19 protein-coding genes and 1 pseudogene are annotated in these 18,752 nt (G+C 68.7%); 10 read left to right on the forward strand and 10 right to left on the reverse strand.

Annotated elements, in window-relative coordinates:
• Positions 1-371, reverse strand: a pseudogene (locus HMPREF1138_RS00180) (N-acetyltransferase); the annotation flags it as partial.
• Between the two features lie 109 nt (positions 372-480).
• Between HMPREF1138_RS00180 and HMPREF1138_RS00185 the strand changes: the two are divergent.
• The 4 genes from HMPREF1138_RS00185 to HMPREF1138_RS00200 are packed head-to-tail and all read left to right on the forward strand — an operon-like array spanning position 481 to position 4,355.
• Entirely contained in the window at positions 481-1,161 is a 681-nt protein-coding gene (locus tag HMPREF1138_RS00185) for a glycosyltransferase family 2 protein (protein WP_009055084.1), read from the forward strand.
• Positions 1,158-1,628, forward strand: a complete 471-nt coding sequence (locus tag HMPREF1138_RS00190) for a DUF2304 domain-containing protein (RefSeq protein ID WP_039936242.1) — start codon at positions 1,158-1,160, stop codon at positions 1,626-1,628. Before HMPREF1138_RS00185 ends, HMPREF1138_RS00190 begins: the two co-directional genes overlap by 4 nt.
• The gene (locus tag HMPREF1138_RS00195; RefSeq protein WP_202898324.1) at positions 1,621-2,964 is read left to right on the forward strand and encodes an LCP family protein; all 1,344 of its coding nucleotides are present in this window, start codon (positions 1,621-1,623) and stop codon (positions 2,962-2,964) included. The genes HMPREF1138_RS00190 and HMPREF1138_RS00195 overlap by 8 nt, the downstream gene beginning before the upstream one ends.
• Positions 2,961-4,355, forward strand: coding sequence for an LCP family protein (locus HMPREF1138_RS00200; protein ID WP_009055060.1), 1,395 nt, complete (start codon positions 2,961-2,963; stop codon positions 4,353-4,355). The genes HMPREF1138_RS00195 and HMPREF1138_RS00200 overlap by 4 nt, the downstream gene beginning before the upstream one ends.
• Before the next feature lie 83 nt (positions 4,356-4,438).
• Here HMPREF1138_RS00200 and galE read toward each other — a convergent pair whose 3' ends face one another.
• The 6 genes from galE to HMPREF1138_RS00230 all read right to left on the reverse strand — a co-directional run bounded on the left by galE (position 4,439) and on the right by HMPREF1138_RS00230 (position 10,479).
• Positions 4,439-5,434 carry a UDP-glucose 4-epimerase GalE gene (gene galE / locus HMPREF1138_RS00205; protein ID WP_009055054.1) on the reverse strand — a complete coding sequence of 332 codons (996 nt, stop codon included), beginning with the start codon at positions 5,432-5,434 and terminating at the stop codon, positions 4,439-4,441.
• 72 nt (positions 5,435-5,506) lie between these two features.
• Positions 5,507-6,061, reverse strand: a complete 555-nt coding sequence (purE, locus tag HMPREF1138_RS00210; RefSeq protein ID WP_009055067.1) for a 5-(carboxyamino)imidazole ribonucleotide mutase — start codon at positions 6,059-6,061, stop codon at positions 5,507-5,509.
• A gap of 66 nt (positions 6,062-6,127) precedes the next feature.
• Positions 6,128-7,282 (reverse strand): 5-(carboxyamino)imidazole ribonucleotide synthase, encoded by a 1,155-nt coding sequence (locus tag HMPREF1138_RS00215; RefSeq protein ID WP_009055088.1) that lies wholly within the window; start codon positions 7,280-7,282, stop codon positions 6,128-6,130.
• A 32-nt stretch (positions 7,283-7,314) separates the two neighbouring features.
• Positions 7,315-8,646 (reverse strand): sensor histidine kinase, encoded by a 1,332-nt coding sequence (locus HMPREF1138_RS00220; protein WP_009055077.1) that lies wholly within the window; start codon positions 8,644-8,646, stop codon positions 7,315-7,317.
• 23 nt (positions 8,647-8,669) lie between these two features.
• On the reverse strand, positions 8,670-9,347 hold the full coding sequence (locus HMPREF1138_RS00225) for a response regulator transcription factor (protein WP_009055079.1): 678 nt from the start codon (positions 9,345-9,347) through the stop codon (positions 8,670-8,672).
• 97 nt (positions 9,348-9,444) lie between these two features.
• Complete coding sequence (locus HMPREF1138_RS00230; RefSeq protein ID WP_009055069.1) at positions 9,445-10,479, reverse strand: adenylate/guanylate cyclase domain-containing protein; 1,035 nt, start codon at positions 10,477-10,479, stop codon at positions 9,445-9,447.
• 228 nt (positions 10,480-10,707) lie between these two features.
• Here HMPREF1138_RS00230 and HMPREF1138_RS00235 point away from each other — a divergent pair, with 228 nt between their 5' ends.
• Both HMPREF1138_RS00235 and dapD read left to right on the forward strand, forming a co-directional pair.
• A complete protein-coding gene (locus HMPREF1138_RS00235) occupies positions 10,708-11,421 on the forward strand; it encodes a Maf family protein (protein ID WP_009055082.1) in 714 nt (237 codons plus the stop codon).
• A 44-nt stretch (positions 11,422-11,465) separates the two neighbouring features.
• Positions 11,466-12,422 (forward strand): 2,3,4,5-tetrahydropyridine-2,6-dicarboxylate N-succinyltransferase, encoded by a 957-nt coding sequence (gene dapD, locus HMPREF1138_RS00240; protein ID WP_009055053.1) that lies wholly within the window; start codon positions 11,466-11,468, stop codon positions 12,420-12,422.
• 64 nt (positions 12,423-12,486) lie between these two features.
• On the opposite strand, the gene dapC is transcribed toward dapD, so the two are convergent.
• Complete coding sequence (gene dapC, locus HMPREF1138_RS00245; RefSeq protein ID WP_009055086.1) at positions 12,487-13,632, reverse strand: succinyldiaminopimelate transaminase; 1,146 nt, start codon at positions 13,630-13,632, stop codon at positions 12,487-12,489.
• A 19-nt stretch (positions 13,633-13,651) separates the two neighbouring features.
• Positions 13,652-13,993, reverse strand: a complete 342-nt coding sequence (gene fdxA, locus HMPREF1138_RS00250) for a ferredoxin (protein ID WP_009055063.1) — start codon at positions 13,991-13,993, stop codon at positions 13,652-13,654.
• 53 nt (positions 13,994-14,046) lie between these two features.
• Here fdxA and HMPREF1138_RS00255 point away from each other — a divergent pair, with 53 nt between their 5' ends.
• Positions 14,047-14,373 (forward strand): putative acetyltransferase, encoded by a 327-nt coding sequence (locus HMPREF1138_RS00255; protein ID WP_039936250.1) that lies wholly within the window; start codon positions 14,047-14,049, stop codon positions 14,371-14,373.
• 26 nt (positions 14,374-14,399) lie between these two features.
• Here the strand turns inward: HMPREF1138_RS00255 and typA are convergent, their stop codons facing one another.
• The gene (typA, locus tag HMPREF1138_RS00260; protein ID WP_009055090.1) at positions 14,400-16,319 is read right to left on the reverse strand and encodes a translational GTPase TypA; all 1,920 of its coding nucleotides are present in this window, start codon (positions 16,317-16,319) and stop codon (positions 14,400-14,402) included.
• A gap of 227 nt (positions 16,320-16,546) precedes the next feature.
• On the opposite strand from typA, the gene HMPREF1138_RS00265 reads away from it, so the two are divergent.
• The 3 genes from HMPREF1138_RS00265 to HMPREF1138_RS00275 all read left to right on the forward strand — a co-directional run.
• Positions 16,547-17,401, forward strand: a complete 855-nt coding sequence (locus tag HMPREF1138_RS00265; protein ID WP_009055074.1) for a D-hexose-6-phosphate mutarotase — start codon at positions 16,547-16,549, stop codon at positions 17,399-17,401.
• 48 nt (positions 17,402-17,449) lie between these two features.
• A complete protein-coding gene (locus HMPREF1138_RS00270) occupies positions 17,450-18,028 on the forward strand; it encodes a 1-acyl-sn-glycerol-3-phosphate acyltransferase (RefSeq protein ID WP_009055071.1) in 579 nt (192 codons plus the stop codon).
• On the forward strand, positions 18,025-18,752 hold a 728-nt coding region (locus tag HMPREF1138_RS00275; RefSeq protein ID WP_039936253.1), incomplete at its 3' end, for a hypothetical protein. The genes HMPREF1138_RS00270 and HMPREF1138_RS00275, both read left to right, overlap by 4 nt.

Below are 18,752 nucleotides of genomic sequence, written 5' to 3' on the forward strand. Positions count from 1 at the left end.
ACGGGGGCCACGCACACGGCGCGCGCCCCGATGGCGCCGCCGCGCTCGACGGTGACGCCGACGCGATCCCAGTCCGAGGCGCTCTTGAGTGAGCCGTCGGGGTTGATGGCGCGGGGAGCGTGATCGTTCGTAAACACGGCGGCGGGGCCGACGAAGACGCCGTCGGCCAGGGAGGCGGGCTCGTAGATGAGGGCGTAGTTCTGGATCTTGCAGCGATCCCCAACTCTCACGCCTTCGCCGATGTAGGCGCCGCGCCCGACGATCGTCTCCTCGCCGATGCACGCGTCCTCGCGCACCTGCGCCAGGTGCCACACGCGCGCGCTGTCGGCGACCCGGGCGCTGGGCGCCACGTCGGCGCTGGGCTCGATCACGGTATCTCCCTCGTGTGTTCTCACGCGCGCGTGCGCGCCGCTTCGGCGGTGTTCCACCAGATAGCAACACTATAGGCGCGCGCCCACCCCGATGTGCGACACTAAGTCAATGCAGATGCGCTCCGACACGTGGGTCGTGATCCCCGCGTTCAACGAGGCGCCCGTCATCGGGGGCGTCGTTGCTGGCGTGCGCTCTCTCTTCCCCCGCGTCCTCGTGGTGGACGACGCTTCCGACGACGACACCGCGGCGATCGCGCGCGCGGCGGGAGCCTACACGGCCACGCACCCGATCAACCTAGGGCAGGGTGCCGCGCTGCAGACCGGTTTTGAGGCGGCGCTCGCGCGCGGGGCGCGCTACGTGGTGACCTTCGACGCCGACGGCCAGCACGACCCCGCCGAGGCGGCGGCCATGGTCGCGCGCGCCGACGAGGAGAACCTGGCCTTCGTCCTCGGGTCGCGTTTCCTGGACGGCGGGGATGCCCGCGTCGGTGCCCTCAAGCGCGCCATGCTGCGCATCGGGGCTCTTGCCGCCCGAGCGCGCACGGGCATGGCCCTGACCGACACGCACAACGGGCTGCGCGTCATCCGCGCTGACGCCCTCGCCCACGTGCACCTGACCCACGCGCGCATGGCTCACGCCTCGCAGATCGTGTCCCAGCTGGCCACCTGCGGCCTGCCCGGCGCCGAGCACCCCGTGACGATCTCCTACACGGACTACTCGCGGGCCAAGGGCCAGCCCCTGCTCAACTCCGTCAACATCGTCGTCGACCTGGCGTTGGGGGGCCGATGAGCGCCTACCTGTTGATCCGCGTCCTCCTGATCGCCGCGCTGGCTGCCACCGCCTGGTGGCTGATTCGCCCGGTGTCCTCCGCGTCCTCCCTGGCCCTGCGCCGCATCGGCATCGGCGCGCTCGTCGCGGCCGCCATCGTGGCGATCCTCGTCCCCTCGCTGGCAAACACGCTGGCCCGGGCCATCGGGGTCGACCGCGGGGTGAATCTGATCGTCTACGGCCTCGTCATCGCGCTGATCGCGCAGATGGTGACCGCCTATCGGCGTGAGGCGCGCATGGAGGCGCGTGTGGCCTCGCTCGCCCGCGCCCTCGCCCTCTCACACGTCCTTTCCCCTGAAACGACGAGGGAAAACGCCCCCACCCCCACTGCTCAGCGCGAGGGCGAGCAGGAAGTGGAACGCGCCGCTTCCTGCCCCGCTTCCCCGACAAATACGCCGGATAACGATATGGTTACAAGTGATGAGTAACGTGAATCTGCGACCGATCCAGCACTCGGCTGTCAATTACGGCCGCTTTGGACTTGTGCGATATGCGCTCGCCGTTGTGATGGCTGGCGTTCTCTTCGTTGCGTCAACGGGCGGCTTCCTCTACGCCAACCTCATCTCGCAATTCGCCAACCGCGTCGTCAACATCGATGCCTACTCGATCGACGGCCAGACCAAGGCGACACCGGATTCTTTCGACGGCCGCGCCGTCAACATCCTCGTGGTCGGCACCGACTCTCGCAGCGGCGCCAGCGGCGAGCTGGGCGCGGGCGACGAGGACGAGGTTCCCGGCCTGCGCAACGACTCGACGATGGTCATTCACGTCAGCGCCGACCGCTCGCGCGTGCAGATCGTCTCGATCCCGCGCGACACCCTGGTGGACATCCCCGCCTGTAAGCACCGCGACGGGACCGTCAGCGAGCCGACCAGCGACGACATGTTCAACAACGCGATGGTTTACGGCGCGGACGGCGGCGATGCTCCGGAGGACGTCGGTCCCGGCATCGCCTGCGTGAAGTCCACCGTCGAGAAGCTCTCCGGCATGACAATCGACGCCTTCATGGTCGTTGACTTCGCGGGCTTCGTGCGCATGATCGACGCGCTCGGCGGCGTCTGGTTCAACATCCCCGAGCGCATCGACGATGATTCCGCTCAGCTCTACATCGACGCGGGCTGCTGGAAGCTGTCGGGCACGCACGCGCTGGCCTACATGCGTTCGCGCAAGGCCCAAGGCGACGGCTCCGACATCTCGCGCATTGGCCGCCAGCAGCAGCTGATTTCCGCGATGCTGCGCGAGCTTCAGGCCAAGGATTACGTCACCGACTCCGGCGCGCTCCTCACCTTCCTGCAGGCCGCGATCCAGGCCGTCAACGTCTCCCCGAACCTGGGCGACGCCAGCGCGGATGCTTCCTTGCTGATCAACGTGCTGCAGAAGGTCGACCGTTCCAACATCCAGTTCGTGACGATGCCGGTCGAGGAGCCCTCCTGGGATCCGAACCGCCGCATCCCCTCCGAGCCGCTGGCCCGCAACGTGTGGAACGCCCTGGAGAACGACCAGGCCCTGCCCGTGGGCACGACCTTTACGGACGGTAACGGCGCCCAGCTGGTCGTGCCCGACCCGACCGTGGCCACCGCGCCCCCCACGACGACTCCGTCGACGACCCCGTCGGCGACGCCGTCGGCAACCGCCGGCCCGAGCGACGATTCGAAGGCGAACCCCGCGGATAACACCGAGCAGTCCGCCTCCGTCGACAACAACGCGGCCAACGAGGCCGCGGCCCAGCAGAACGCGGCTACCTGCCCGCCGAAGGACAAATGAGCACTCCTCCCTCGTTTACGCCCGACCCGAAACGACGCCGCCCTGGCTCCGATGACGCTCACGTCGTCGGCGAAGATGCCCGAAGCGGCGCGCCCACTCCCCCGCCGGAGGCGATAGCGCCGCAGATGTGGAGGATCTCTGAGGACGAGGCCGACGCCGCGCGCCCGCTGATGCCTCGTACCCTGGACCAGCCGCAGCGCGACTCCTCGCCGATCTTCCCGAGGCGTTCCACACCCCAGCCGGCGCCCCCGTCCTACCAGCCCGCGTCGGCCTCGAACCCGCCGTCGTATGCGCCCGGCTCCGGGCGAGCCACGCAGCCCGCCGCCTCCGGCTCGGGCACCTACGCGCCCTCGGGCAACGGGCCTCGCCAGGTGACGATCAACCGCTCCCAGGCCGCTCCCGTGGCACCCCCACGCAGCGCCGCCCCGGCCTCGGCCCCCAGGCCGCGCCGCAGGCGCCGCCACCCGATCCTGAAGACCCTGTGCCTCTTCCTGGTGATCGTCCTCGCGTGGGGCGGCTTCCTCCTGTGGGACGCCAACACGAACATGGGGCGGGTCAGCGCCCTATCGGGAGCCGCCGACACGCCCGGCACCACCTACCTGTTGGCCGGCTCCGACTCGCGCGCCGACGGCGCCGTCAAGGACGGCTTCGACGAGTCCGAGCGCGCCGACTCGATCATGCTGGTCAACGTCGCGCCCAACGGCCAAACGGTCGCCCTGTCGATCCCCCGCGACACCTACGCGGAGATCCCGGGGGTCGGCTGGGACAAGATCAACGCCTCCTACGCCTACGGCGGCCCCCAGCTGCTCGTCGAGACGGTCGAGAAGCTCACTGGACTGACCGTCGATCATTTCGTCCAGATCGGCATGGGCGCCGTGCCCGACATGGTGGACGCCGTCGGCGGCGTCGAGCTGTGCTACGACAACGACGCGGACGACCAGTACTCCGGCCTGACATGGACCGCGGGCTGCCACACGGTAGACGGGACGACCGCGCTGCAGTTCTCACGCATGCGCTACCAGGACCCCGAGGGCGACATCGGGCGCACCAAGCGCCAGCGCCAGGTCATCTCCAAGGTGATCGCTTCGGCTGCCTCCCCCGCGACCCTCGTGAACCCCGCGAAGACCCTGCGCGTGGAGCGCGCGGGCTCGAAGTCCTTCACGGTGGACGAGGACTCCTCCGTCCTCACGGTCGCTTCCCTCGTCATGGCGCTGCGCAGCGCCTCCTCGAATCAGATGATGGGCGTCCCGCCGATCGAGTCGCTGAACTTCACGACCAGCGCCGGCGCCTCGGCAGTGCTGCTGCGCGACACGACAGCGGGCGACTTCTTCGCCAAGCTGCGGGCCGGTACCCTCACCACCTCCGACCTCAACCAGGTCGACGGCGTCTAGGCCGCGCCCGCCGCCGATACGAAAGCCCGGCCTCGTGTCCCTCTTCGGGACCGAGGCCGGGCTTCTTCGCGCTGTCCGCGCGCTCAGGCTCCGGGGACGGTGATCGGGCGCGGACCAGCCTGCCAGCCCTCCCAGGCGGAGGTCAGGATTTCGTCGAGGCCGTTGTTGGCCTTCCAACCCAGGTCGACGCCGATGGAGAGTGGGTCGCCGATGAGCTTGGGCGGGTCGCCGGCGCGCCGATCCAGCTCCTCGACGGGGAAATCCCAGCCGATGACGCGGCGCAGGCCGTCGATGATTTCGCGCACGGAGGTGCCCAGGCCGGTTCCCACGTTGTAGGTGTGGTGATCGGGCTGGCGGCCCTCGGCCAGGACGTCAAGGGCAGCGATGTGCGCCTCAGCCAGGTCCAGGACGTGGATGTAGTCGCGCACGCAGGTGCCGTCCGGGGTGTCGTAGTCGGTGCCGAAAATCTTGGCGCTTTCCCCGCGCTCGATGCGGTCGAGGACCATGGGGATGAGGTTCATGATCGCGGGGTCGGCCAGGTCGGGCCATCCGGCGCCGGCGACGTTGAAGTAGCGCAGGCCAATCCACTTCAGGTCCCAGGCGCGCTCGCAGTCGGCCATCATCCATTCGCCGATCAGCTTGGTTTCACCGTAGGGGTTGATAGGGTGGCCGGCCATGTCCTCGGTGACGACCTCGGCGGTGGGGATGCCGTAGACGGCAGCCGAGGAGGAGAAGATCATCTGGTCGACGCCGGTGTCCTCCATGGCGGCCAGCACGTTGGCCATGCCGCCGATGTTTTGCTGGTAGTACCAGGTGGGGCGTGCGACGGATTCGCCGACCTGCTTGCGCGCGGAGAAGTGGATGACGGCGGTGACGTCTTCGTCCACCATGAGGTTGGACAGGACGGAGCGCGCTTCGTCCGTGGCGACGTCGAGGCGAACCAGGGGCGTGTCCCCGATCCGCGCGGCGTTCGAGGTGGACAGGTCGTCGACGACGACAACGCGGTCCCCTCGCTGGCGCAGGAGACGGACAACATGGGCGCCAATGTAGCCGGCGCCGCCACAAACAAGAATGCTCATGCGTTCAGGATACGACGCGGCGAGCCCCCGTGGCTACCCGCACGGGGCTTGTGTTGGGGTGCTCCGGCGCGCTCAGGCGCGATGCGAGACGCGCTCGGCGAGCGCGGCGCCCTTGGCGGAGGCCACGTCGCGCAGGTCCTTCTGGAAGTCGCGCATGGCGCCGCGCAGTGTCTCGGCACGCTCGCCTTCGCCGGCGCCAAGGATGCGGGCGGCGAGCAGGCCGGCGTTGCGTGCACCCGCAATGGACACGGTCGCGACGGGCACGCCGGCCGGCATCTGGACGATGGAGTGCAGGGAGTCGACGCCGTCGAGGTGCTTGAGGGGGACGGGGACGCCGATGACGGGCAGTTCGGTGAGGGCGGCGAGCATGCCGGGCAGGTGGGCGGCGCCGCCCGCGCCGGCGATGATGACGCGCAGGCCCCGCGCGGAGGCAGACCGGCCGTAGGCGACCATGTCCTCGGGCATGCGGTGGGCGGAGACGACGCCGACTTCGCAGGCGATGCCGAATTCGGCCAGGGCGGCGACGGCGGGTTCCATGGTGGGCCAGTCGGAGTCGGAGCCCATGACGACGCCGACGAGCGGACCCTCGCCGGTTGCCGTGAGCTGGATGTCGAGGTCGGTGGTCATGGGCGGTCCTTTCGGGTGGGACGAGGCCGGGGCGCGAGCGCCGCACGGCCCGGGGTGGGCGGTCGGTTAGTTGGTGGCGTCGGCGCCCCGCAGGGCGGCGACGGCGGCACGTGCACGCGTCAGGGCCAGATCCGGGTCCTTGTCGACGACTGTCACGTGTCCGAGCTTTCGGCCCGGGCGCACTTCCTTGCCGTAGAGGTGGACTTTCGCTGTCCCTCCCCCGGCGGCGAAGGCAGCGGCGAGGGCGCGCGCGGGCTGGTGGTGAGCGGAGCCGAGCAGGTTGACCATGACGACGTGCGTACCCGGCGCCTTGAGGTCGGTCGAGCCGAGCGGCAGGTCCAGGACAGCTCGCAGGTGCTGTTCGAACTGGCTGGTGACTGCCCCGTCGATGGTCCAGTGGCCGGTGTTGTGGGGGCGCATGGCCAGCTCGTTGACAAGCACGCGCTCGTCCGCTCCCTCACCGACGACGAACATTTCGACGGCGAGGACGCCGGTGACGCCCAGCTCGGAGGCGATGCGTTCGCCGATGCGGCGGGCCTCGGCGGCGGTCTCGGGGCGGATGCCGACGGCGGGTGCGGTGACCTCGGCGCACACGCCGTCCACCTGCACGGTGGAGGCGACCGGCCAGGACGCGACCTCGCCGGAGGGGCTGCGTGCCAGCAGGGCGGCGACCTCCCCGGTGAAGGGCACCAGGGCCTCGGCCAGGAGGGGGCCGTTCCCCCACCAGGAGGCCACGTCCTGCGGGCTGTGGGCGACGGTCACGCCGTGCCCGTCGTAGCCGCCTCGCGGGGTCTTGACGATGAGGGGCCAGCCGATGACAGCGCCGAAGCGTTCGAGTTCCTCGGCGTCGGAAACGCGCGCCCACGCGGGGCAGGGGACCCCCATGTCGGCGAGGCGGGCGCGCATCTCAAGCTTGTCCTGGGCATACAGGAGGGCGCTGGCGGGGGGCTGGACGGACACGACTCGCGCCGCCTCGTCCATGGTCTCGGCGGGGATGTGCTCGTGTTCGAAGGTGAGGACGTCCGCGCCGTCGATGAGCGCGCGGACGGCGTCCAGGTCGGAGGGAGCTCCGGTGGCCTTGTCGACGGTGGCCTGGCCGGTTGACCCGTCGTCGGCCTCCACGAGGGCCCGGAGGTTGATGCCGAGCGCGATCGCGCTTTCCTGCATCATGCGTGCTAGCTGTCCGCCGCCGATGACGGCAACGGTCGGAGGAGTTAACATCTCGCGTTCCACGCCCCCAATCTACCGCTGTCCTAGAAGCGACGCGAGCGGCGTCCCATGGAAATGAGCGGCCCTTCGGGCATGACGCGGTCGGGGTCCAGCGAGGCGGGAATCGCGGCCACGGACACCGTGAAGATGGGGGGAATGTTGGATTTGAGTTCGAGGCGCCCGCCCATCGCCTGGGCGAGGTCGTGGGCCAGGGCCAGGCCGATGCCGGTCGATCCGTGACCCGACACACCCTTTTCGAAGATGTCTGGCGCCAGGGCCTCGTCGATGCCGGGCCCCTCGTCGCTGACTTCGATGACGACTCCGCGCTTGGAGGAGCCGGCGTGCGCCCACACGCGCGTCGTTCCGTCGCCGTATCGCAGGGAGTTTTCGATGAGGGTGGCCAGGACCTGCCCGAGTTTGCCGGCGTCGGCCAGGATCGGGCGCTCGGCCTCGTCGAGGAAGACGAGGGTGCGCCCGGCGAGGGCGAATTGGTCCTCCCATTCCTCGCGGGCGGTGTTGAAGACTTCGAGGATGTGGATCGCCTCGGTCCCTCCGCCGCTTTCGCGTTTGGAGACGTCCAGGAGTTCGGCGACGACGTTCGTCATGCGTTCGACCTGTTCGAGGCAGGTGCGGGCCTCGGCGCGCACCTCCTCCTCCGAGGAGATGTACTCGATCTCTTCGAGGCGCATCGACAGGGCCGTGAGCGGGGTCCGCAGCTGGTGGGAGGCATCCGCGGCGGCCTGGCGTTCGGCGGCGAGGCGCCCGGCCATGCGCTCTCCTGTGCGCGCGAGCTCCTCGGAGACCAGGTCGATCTCTTCAATGCCGGAGTGCTCGACGCGGGCGCGCACGCCGCCTGATCCGATCTGCTCGGCCTGGGCGGCCAGGTAGATGAGGGGGGCGGACAGGGAGCGGGACAGCGATCGGGCCATGAGCCAGCCGATCAGCATGGATGCCGCCATTCCGGCGGCAAACATGCCGCATGCCCACACGATACGGGTGACGGCCGTTGAAGCCGACGAGGTCAGCTGGACGCTGACGCCGCCGGGAGACTCGGCGAACGCGGAGAGGGTACTGCCGGGGATCTCGGCTTCATGGGTCACGAGGTTCTCGCCGGGAATCAGTATCCGGTAGTTCAGTTCGGAGTCGCCACCATCGGCCTGGTCGGCGACCAGGGAGGCCAGGGCCTGGGAGTCGGTGCTCTCCCCCGCGGCCCGGCGCCGCTCAATGCTCTGGACGATGCGCTGGGCGGAGATCTCCAGGCCGCGCTGCTCGGAGGCCCAGATGGAGGCCGACGCGAAGAACGCGCCGGGCAGCCCCATGAGCACGCACACAACGGCGACGACGGAGACAATCATCCTCACCGCGCGTGCGCGCATGGCGGCCCTCCTTTATCGCCGGTTCAGCGCGCGTTCTCGAAGCGGAAGCCCATCCCGCGCACGGTCGTGATGTAGTGCGGGTCGGTCGCGTCGTCGCCGAGCTTGCGGCGCAGCCAGGACACGTGCATGTCGAGGGTCTTCGTCGAGCCGGTCGGATCGGAGCCCCACACCTCGCGCATGAGGGTGTCGCGCGCGACGACCGAGCCGGCCTCGCGCAGCAGAACGCGCAGCAGGTCAAACTCCTTGGCGGTCAGGCTCAGCTCGACATCGCCGACGAAGGCGCGGTGGGCGGCGACGTCCATGCGGACGTCCTGGGCGCGCAGCTCACCCTCGGCGGGCTCGGCGACCTGGCGGCGCAGGAGGGCGCGCACGCGGGCGAGGAGCTCGGCGAGGCGGAAGGGCTTGGTCACGTAGTCGTCGGCGCCCGCGTCCAGGCCGACGACCATGTCGACCTCGTCCGTGCGGGCAGTCAGGATCAGAATCGGCACGCGGTTGCCGGAGGCGCGGACCTCGCGGGCCACATCCAGGCCGTCCATGTCGGGCAGGCCCAGGTCCAGAACAACCAGGTCGACGCCGCGAATGTCGGCGAGTGCTTCGGCGCCCGTCGCGTGCGCGCGCACGTCGTACCCTTCCCTGCCCAGAGCGCGGGTCAAGGGCTCGGAGATAGCCGGATCGTCTTCAACGAGGAGAACTGTAGTCACGCGCTCATCTTAGCAATTCCGAACCAAAACTTTCACCTTTCTTGACCCAGTCTGTTGGGCATTCAGGCGGCGATCCGCGCGCTTCCTCGGGCCCGCGTCAGGCCGCGCGTGTCGCGAGCAGGTACGGCGAAACGGGGCCAAATCCGCGCAAGTCCGCGGTGGGAAACTCCTCCAGGCTGTAGCCCTCCCCGCCCTTGCCCGCGGCGATGGCGGCAGCGGTAGCGGGGTCGGTCAGAATCTTGCCGACGGGCGCGATGTCCACGAGGCGAGACGCCAGATTGACGGTCGGCCCGAAGACGTCGCCCGAGCGAGAGAACACGTCTCCGCGCACGAAGGACGCGCGCACGGGCAGCATCTCATCGTCAGCGTTGAGGCGTTCGATGAGCGTTGTCGCCACACGCAGGCCGGTCGTCAGATCGTCCGCGATGTACAGGACCGCATCGCCGATCATCTTGACGACGCGCCCACCCTCTTCGATGACGGCGGTGCGGCTCTCTTCCTCGAAGCGCTCGATGAGTCCGACGAGGGCGTCCCCGAGGATCGTCGAGGAGGACGTGTAGGACACCATGTCGACGAAACCGAGACAGCGATTGAGGGGGAAACGGCTATGGCGCTCCTCGTGCCCGCGCTGGGACACCTCCCGGTCGAAGCGTGACAGGGTGGCCTCGAGCTGGCGACGCCAGGAGTAGACGAACATTTCCTGGAAGACATCGATGTAGTCGCGCATGTGGTCCAGGACGTACATGCGGGCCGTCGTGTCGTCCAGCATGAGGCGTCGCGAGGAATCCTCCACCAGGGCCTCGTACTGCCACAGGGCCAAGCGGTCCGCGAGATGGGAGTTGGCGCGCAGGAGCGAGCGCGAGGTGGCCGTGTCAATGGCACCGGATTCGACCAGGTCGTGCCACTTGCCAAACACGTCCAGGTCCCGCTGGGAGAACGCCGGTTCGTCAGGATCGGGAGCCTGGAATCCCAGGGCGATCCAGAACTGCATGACGCGTTCGATCGGAGTGTCTGTGGCCTCCGAGAGGTCGCGGGCAGAGTACGTGAGATGACCACCGAGCAGCCGAGGAACGTAGCTGGTTGCGGTGAGGTCATCGGGAGCGCCATGGGACGACGCCGCACGCTCATCCATCGCGAATCCCTCCTCGTGTCGGGCTGACTCAACACCACATCAGCTACTGATCGGTATACTAGATCACTTTTTAAGGTCACACCGAAATATGGCCTCACACACTGACAATTGTAGTAGGCTGATTTGTTTTCCACCAGCGATTTGCACGTTTACCTGCGACAATCCGCTTTTTTGCACCATTTTTCAACTTCAGTGCGCACCCAAGCGACAGTGGTCCACAATGGATGCATGCGCCTCGTCCTTGCTTCCGCTTCCCCCGCCCGCCGAGCCACGCTGAGCGCCGCGGGCATCACCCCAATCGTCCGCGTCTCCACCGTCGACGAGGATGCTCTCCTGGCGTCCCTGCCCGGCGGGCGCGCCCTCTCCGGGGGCACAACGACCCCCGCGGACGAGGTCGGCGCCCTCGCGGCCGCCAAATGCTCCGACGTATGCGAGGCGCTCAGGCGCGGAGACGCCGAGCTTCCCGCCGGCGAGCCCGTCCTCGTCGTCGGCTGCGACTCGATGCTCGAGATCGGCGGCCAGATGCTCGGCAAGCCCCACACCCCCGAGGTGGCCCGCGAGCGCATCGCAGCCATGCGTCGCACGACCGCGACCCTGTGGACCGGCCATTCGGCGGCGATCCTGGCCCCACTGCCCTCGCAGGGGGACGCGCGCTCCTCACGCGGGGAGGAACGGAGGATCGAACGCCAGGTGACGCGCTCCGCCTCGACCCTCGTGCACTTCGGAGACATCTCAGATGCCGAGATCGAGGCCTACGTGGCGACGGGCGAGCCCCTGCACGTGGCGGGGTCCTTCACGGTGGACGGACTGGGCGGCCCCTTCATCGAGGGAGTGACGGGCGACTATCACTCGGTCGTCGGCATCTCGTTGCCGCTGCTGCGCTCCATGGCTACCGAGCTCGGGGTGTTCTGGCCGGACCTGTGGGATGCGCCGCGCCCCTGAGTTTCGGTGCCAATCACCCGACCGTCGCCCCGTACTGTAGGGGCATGGACAACAGCACTGCATGGGGCATCGGCCTCGCAACGATCACCCTGGACGGAACGACTCTCGACACCTGGTACCCCGCCCCGCGCCTGGGCGAACCCGGAAACGACGAGGAGCTGGCGACCTCGCTGGCGCTCCTGGAGCGCGTGGATGATGCGCGCCGCGTGCGCACGGTCGTCGTGACCACGACGATTGACCTGCAGGAAGCTCCCGCCTCGACCGAGGACGCCTACCTGCGTCTGCACCTGCTCTCCCACCGCCTGGTTCAGCCCAACACAATCAACCTGGACGGCATCTTCGCCGTGCTGCCCAACGTCGTGTGGACGGACGCCGGCCCGTGCTCCGTTGCCGACTTCGAGGCCACCCGCCTGCGCCTGCGCGCCCGCGATGGCCGCCCCGTGACCGTGCAGGGCGTCGACAAGTTCCCCCCGATGGTCAACTACGTGCTGCCGCCCGGCGTGCGTATCGCCGACGGTACGCGCGTGCGCCTGGGCGCCTACCTCTCCGAGGGCACGACCGTCATGCACGCGGGCTTCGTCAACTTCAACGCGGGGACGCTCGGCCGTTCGATGGTCGAGGGCCGCGTCTCGCAGGGCGTCGTTATCGGCGACGGCTCAGACGTGGGCGGCGGCGCCTCCACGATGGGCACCCTGTCGGGCGGCGGGAAGCAGCGCGTGCGCCTGGGCGAGCGCTGCCTGCTGGGCGCGAACTCGGGCCTGGGTATCGCGCTGGGCGACGACTGCGTCGTCGAGGCGGGCCTGTACGTGACCGCGGGCGCGAAGGTGACGCTTATCGATTCGTCTGGTGAGGCCGAGCCGCGCACGGTGGCGGCGCGCGAGCTGTCGGGGGCATCGAATATCCTGTTCCGCCGAAACTCGCAGACGGGGCGCATCGAGGCCATCGCCCGCGCGGGCGTGGTGGGTATCGAGCTCAACGACGCGCTGCACGCGTCGAACTGATCGCGTAGACGTTACGAGGCCGGGGCGCGCTGAGCGTCCCGGCCTCGTCGTGTCGGCGCGTCCCTTAGCGCGCGGACCAGGCCTGCCGGATGCGCTGCGCTGCGGCCGCGATGCGCTCATCGGAGGCGGTCAGGGCGACGCGGACGCGCCCGTGGGCGGCGGTGCCGTAGAAGTCGCCGGGAGCGACGAGGATACCGAGATCGGCCAGGCGATTCACGAGCGCCCACGAGTCGGTGGGGTGGGCGGGGTCGGCGACCCACAGGTACAGGCCGGCGGCGCTGTCGGGGTCGACGTCGAGGCCGGCCTCGGTCAGGGCCTCGAGGAGGAGGGCGCGGCGCACGGCGTAGACGGCCCGCTGCGCCTGAACGTGCTCGGTGTCGGCCAGGGCTATCGCCGTCGCGTGCTGGACGGGGGCGGGGACCATGAGTCCGGAGTGCTTGCGCGCGGTGACGATGGGGGCGACCAGGGTGGGGTCGCCGTAGATGAGGGCGGCTCGGTAGCCCGCGAGGTTGGACTGCTTGGACAGCGAGTACAGGACGATGAGGCCGCTCGCGTCGCCGTCGCATACCTGCGCATCGAGCAGGGAGGGGACCCCCTGGCTCACGTAGGGTTCGGCCCAGGGCAGGGCCGCGTAGCACTCGTCGGAGACGATGACGGCGCCGTGGGTGCGCGCCCACCTCACGGCGGCGCGCAGCTGGTCTTTGCTCATGACGTGCCCGTCGGGGTTGCCGGGCGAGTTCAGGTAGACCAGGGTGGCCTCGGGCCAGGAATCGGGGTTCGTCGGGTCGACGGCGACGGGGGTGGCGCCGGCCAGGCGGGCTCCGATGTCGTAGGTCGGGTAGGCGACGAGGGGGACCAGGACGGTGTCGCCGGGTCGCACGCCGAGCAGGAAGGGGATCCACGCGACGGCTTCCTTTGAGCCGATCGTGGGGATGACGCCGGCCGGGCCCACGTTGACCATGCCTCGGCGCGCACCCCACGCCGCGATCGCGTCGCGCACCTCGGCGGTGCCGATCACCGTGGGGTAGCCGTGTGCGTTGGAGGCGTCGGCGAGGGCATCGCGAATGAAGGAGGGGGTGTCATCGACGGGCGTTCCGACGCTCAGATCGCAGATTCCCCCGGGATGCTCAGCCGCGCGTGCTTTGGCGGGCGCGAGCTGATCCCAGGGGAATTCGGGCAGGTCAAGAGGGCGAGGCAGGATCGTTGTCATACCCCTACCCTATCGACTGTCAGAGATTTTCGGACTTCCATTCCTCATTCTGAGGCGGCAGCGCGGCGATCATCGGATCGTCAAAGTCCTGGACGCCGGTCTTCTGGGCGCCGCCGGGGCTGCCCAGGTCGTTAAAGAAGTCGACGTTGGCGCGCAGGTAGTCCGACCATTCCTCGGGCAGGTCGTCCTCATAGAAGATGGCCTCGGTGGGGCACACGGGCTCGCATGCGCCGCAGTCCACGCACTCCTCGGGGTGGATGTAGAGCGAGCGGGCGCCCTCGTAGATGCAGTCGACGGGGCACTCGTCCACGCAGGCGCGATCCTTGACGTCCACGCAGGGCTGCGCGATGACGTAGGTCATGAGACGTTCCTCCTGGTCAGTTCTAAAGACTCGTTAGATTCTATTATTCACGTATGAGTAGCCCAGAGTCACGCTCCGCCTCCGATCCCGCAGAAAACCGCTTGATGCCGCCGAATGAGCGGAGCGAGGCGGAGGGGGCACGCGAGCAAATTTCCGCACGTCCCCCTCGCGCAATTCCTCCCCTGCCGTGGATGCGCTTCGAGGTCGGTCAGAGAATCGTGATCCGCTACCGCCTGGCGGACGGCCTGCACGACGCGCTCGGTGAGGCCCTGGAGGTGGCTCCCACGCACGTCACGGTCGCGACGAGGCGGGGGCCGGTCCGGGTGGATGCTGCCACGATGGTGACGGGAAAGGTCGTGCCTCCCCCGCCGTCCCTGTAGCGGGCGACGGGGGTCGGCCTCGGGTGTCAGCGGTTGGCGCGGCGCTCGCGTGCGGCGATCTTGAAGCGCTCCTGGGCGTCCAGGACGACCTTGCGCACGCGCACGGCCTCGGGCGTGACCTCGACGCACTCGTCGTTGGCCGCGAACTCAAGGGATTCCTCGAGGGTCAGCTTGCGCGAGGGGGTCAGGGACTCGTACACGTCGGCGGTGGCGCTGCGCGTGTTCGTCTGCTTCTTCTCGCGGCAGATGTTCACGTCCATGTCTTCGCCGCGCGGGTTTTCGCCCACGACCTGGCCTTCGTAGACCTCGGAGGAGGGCTCGACGATGAAGGATCCGCGCTCCTGCAGGTTCGTCATCGCATACGGGGTGGCCTGTCCGGCGCGGTCGGCGACGAGGGAACCGGTGAGGCGCTGCTCGATGGTGCCCTGCCAGGGGGCGTAGCCCTCGGCGATGGACGAGGCGATGCCTGTGCCGCGCGTTTCGGTCAGGAAGCGCGTGCGGAAGCCGATGAGGCCGCGGGCGGGGACCACGAACTCGAGGCGGATCCAGCCCGACCCGTGGTTCGCCATGGTCTCCATGCGGCCCTTGCGGGCGGCCATGAGCTGCGTGACGGCGCCGAGGTACTCCTCGGGGATGTCGATCGTCATGCGTTCCATGGGCTCGCTGAGGACCCCGTCGATCTCCTTGGTGACGACCTGGGGCTTGCCGACAGTGAGCTCGAAGCCCTCGCGGCGCATCTGCTCCACGAGGATCGCCAGCGCGAGCTCACCTCGTCCCTGGACCTCCCAAGCGTCAGGGCGCTCGGTGGGCAGGACCTTCAGGGACACGTTGCCGATGAGCTCGCGGTCGAGGCGGTCCTTGACCTGGCGGGCCGTGACCTTGGCGCCCTTGACGCGGCCGGCCATGGGCGAGGTGTTGATGCCGATCGTCATGGAGATGGCCGGGTCGTCGACGGTGATGAGGGGCAGCGGGCGCGGGTCCTCGAGGTCGACGAGGGACTCGCCGATCATGATGTCTTCGATGCCGGCGACGGCGACGATGTCGCCGGGGGCGGCGGATTCGGTCGAGACGCGCTCGAGGCCTTCGGTGGCGAGCAGCTCGGAGATGTGGACGCGCTGGATGGTGCCGTCGTGACGCGCCAGGCCCACGTCGGCGCCCTTCTTCAGGGTGCCGTTGTGGATGCGCAGCAGGGCGAGGCGGCCCAGGAACGGGGAGGCGTCCAGGTTGGTGACGTGCGCCTGCAGGGGCATGTCTTCGTCGAAGCTGGGGCCGGGGATGCGGTTCAGGATGGTCTCGAAGAGGGGCTCGAGGTCCTCGGTGGGCAGCTGGCCGTCGCCGGGGTTGTCCAGGGAGCACTTGCCGACCTTGGCGGAGGCGTAGACGACGGGGACGTCCATGAGGGAGTCCACGTCGATGTCAATGCCCTCGTTCATGAGGTCCTCACCCAGCGACAGGAGCAGGTCGGTCGTCTCGGAGACGACCTCGTCGATGCGCGAGTCGGGGCGGTCGACCTTGTTGACGACGACGATGACGGGTAGGTGGGCCTGGAGGGCCTTGCGCAGGACGAAGCGGGTCTGCGGCAGGGGGCCTTCGGAGGCGTCGACCATGAGGACGACGCCGTCGACCATCGATAGGCCGCGCTCGACCTCGCCGCCGAAGTCGGCGTGGCCGGGGGTGTCGATCACGTTGATGGTAACGCCGTCCTGAAGGCCCAGGGCCTGCGCTGCGGGGCCGCGATAGTGGACAGCGGTGTTCTTGGCGAGAATGGTGATGCCCTTCTCGCGCTCGAGGTCACCGGAGTCCATGACGCGCTCACCTGTCTTTTCGACCGTGTCACGCTCGGAGAACGCTCCGGATTGCCAGAGCATTGCGTCAACCAGCGTGGTCTTGCCGTGATCGACGTGTGCGACAATCGCGACGTTTCGCAGGTCGGGACGCGTGGACATATGTGGACTCCTCACATGTGGACACCTATTATTGCGTGTGATGGGGCACAGAAGCCCGCTTGACGATCGGCCGACTGACCGATTCCACGCACAGACCTCTCCAGAATATCCGCATACGGAGGGCGACGCGCACGCCACCCTGCGACATCCACCACGTCACCGCCCCCTCTGAACAAACCAATCGGTCTATTTGACCGACTATCTCCCCCTACATTTAACTGATATTCATGAGCGACATAGCCACACTCTCCGCATCCACTCCCTCATCCTCGACCCTGATCTCCCCCTTCGGTGCTCACCTCCTGTCGTGGCGCCCGACCGGCGACGAGGACGTCCTGTGGCTCTCATCCCGCGCCGTCATGGATGGCACGCGTGCGATCCGCGGCGGCGTCCCCCTGTGCCTGCCCTGGTTCGGCGGCCCCGAGGATTCCCCCGCCCGCCCGGGAGCGGGCGCCAGCGCGCACGGTTTCGCTCGCACCACCACCTGGGCGCTGCGGGCCTCGACGCAGCCCGCCGACGACGCCCCGGCCTCGTTTTCTTTCGAACTGCACCACACGGGCGAGACCTCCGCCCTGTACCCCCATTCGTTCTGCGCGCGCCTCGACGTGAGCGCCGGCTCCGAGCTCCACATGAGCCTGACCCTGACGAACGAGGACGATCACCCCTTCGCGATCGAGGCGGCGATGCACACCTACCTGGCCGTCGGCGACGTCAAGGACGTGACGGTCGAGGGCCTGGACGGGGCCCGCTACTTCGACAAGGTCCGAGGCCGTTTCGCCACCCAGGTCGGGGACGTGACCTTCGTCGGCCCCACCGACCGCGTCTACACGACAACCCAGCAGGTTCAGGTCGTCGACCCCAAGCTCGATCGACGCATCATCGTCGACAAGAACGGCTCGGGCTCGACGATCGTGTGGAATCCCTGGTCGCAGGCGGCGGCGGGCATGAGCGACGTCGGCGAGGGCGAGTGGCAGCACTTCGTATGCGTCGAAACCGGGGCGGTGCGTGAGAGGGCGCTCACGCTGTGGCCGGGTCACCCTCACATCATGACGCAGACCCTCGCTGTGGAGGCACTCGACTGAGCTGAGCGCGAGTACGATTGGGGGCAGCTACGAACAAGAAAGGCCCCCATGGCTCTCACGCGCGCTCTCGCCTCCGCCTACTTAGCAGTGTCCCGCTGGACGCTCACCACCGAGCCGCTGCCCGATAAGGTCATCGTCATCGGCGCCCCGCACACCTCTAATTGGGACGGCGTGTTCATGGCCGTGTCGATGTGGAAGAGCGGGCGCAGCTTTTCCTTCCTCGTGAAGGATTCCGTCGTCAAGGCCCCGGTGCTCGGCTGGTTCGTCAAGAAGATCGGCGCGGTTCCCGTGGAGCGTAGCGCCGCGCACGGCCTGGTGGACCAGGTGGCAGGGCGCATTCGCGAATCCGACTCCTTCACGCTGTGCATCACGCCGAAGGGGACGCGCTCGCCTCGCGACTTTTGGAAGTCGGGCTTCTATCGCATCGCGATGGAGGCGGACGTGCCGATTCAGCTGGGCTTTATTGACCGCACGACCCGGACCTTCGGGTGGGGGCCGACCTACCGCCTGACGGGCGACGTCCGCGCGGACATGGACGTGATCCGAGCCTTCTACGCGGATAAGGTGGGCGTCAATCCCGCGAAGACCTCGGTTCCTCGCCTGCGCGCCGAGGACGAGGACCAGTGAGGATCGCCCGCGCACTTGCGTGCGCCGCTGGCGCGGTGGCGCTCACGGTTGCGAGCACTCCCGCTTTCGCGGACGAGGCGACGCCGATTCACCTTGCCGAGGTTTACGACGTCACGCCGGGCGTGTCGGCCACCCACGAGGTCACGCTATCAACCGACGCGCCCTTGCTGAGCGAGCAGTGCCAGTCGATGGGCACCGGTGCGCGCGCGACCTCCACCGTGTCCGTTGAGGTCAACGGGGTGGCAGCCTGCCGCTTCACGTGGGATCTGGACGATAGCGGCGCCGAGGTCCTGACGGTGGACGACGGCGGGGTGTTCCATTTTCATTCCGTGTCCGCCTCGCTCCTGGAGGGTTTCTCCTCCCCGGAGGCGCTCGCCTCCATCGACTCCGTGACCCTGGTCGCGCACGCCTCCGAGATCGTCGAGGCCTCTGCCGGGGGTGCCATCACGTCGCCGGGATCCTCCACGAAGAAGGACGCGAGCACGGTGACGTGGACGCAGGTGAGCGATGACGTGAGCGCCACGGGGACGGTCGATCTGGAGGCCACGGCGATGCCCGCTTCCCCGGCCTCGTCCTCCTCCGCCGCGCCCGCTTCTCGGGAGGGACGAGGCTCTAGCTCCTCGCGCTCGTCCCTGACCCTGATCGTGGCGATGACCGGGGCGGTGGTCGCGCTGGCGCTCGCCGGCGCGGTCGCGCGTTCCATGGGTCGGTCGCGCCGCGCCAG

It is taken from the genome of Actinomyces sp. ICM58, assembly GCF_000283035.1.
Taxonomy (GTDB): Bacteria; Actinomycetota; Actinomycetes; order Actinomycetales; family Actinomycetaceae; genus Pauljensenia.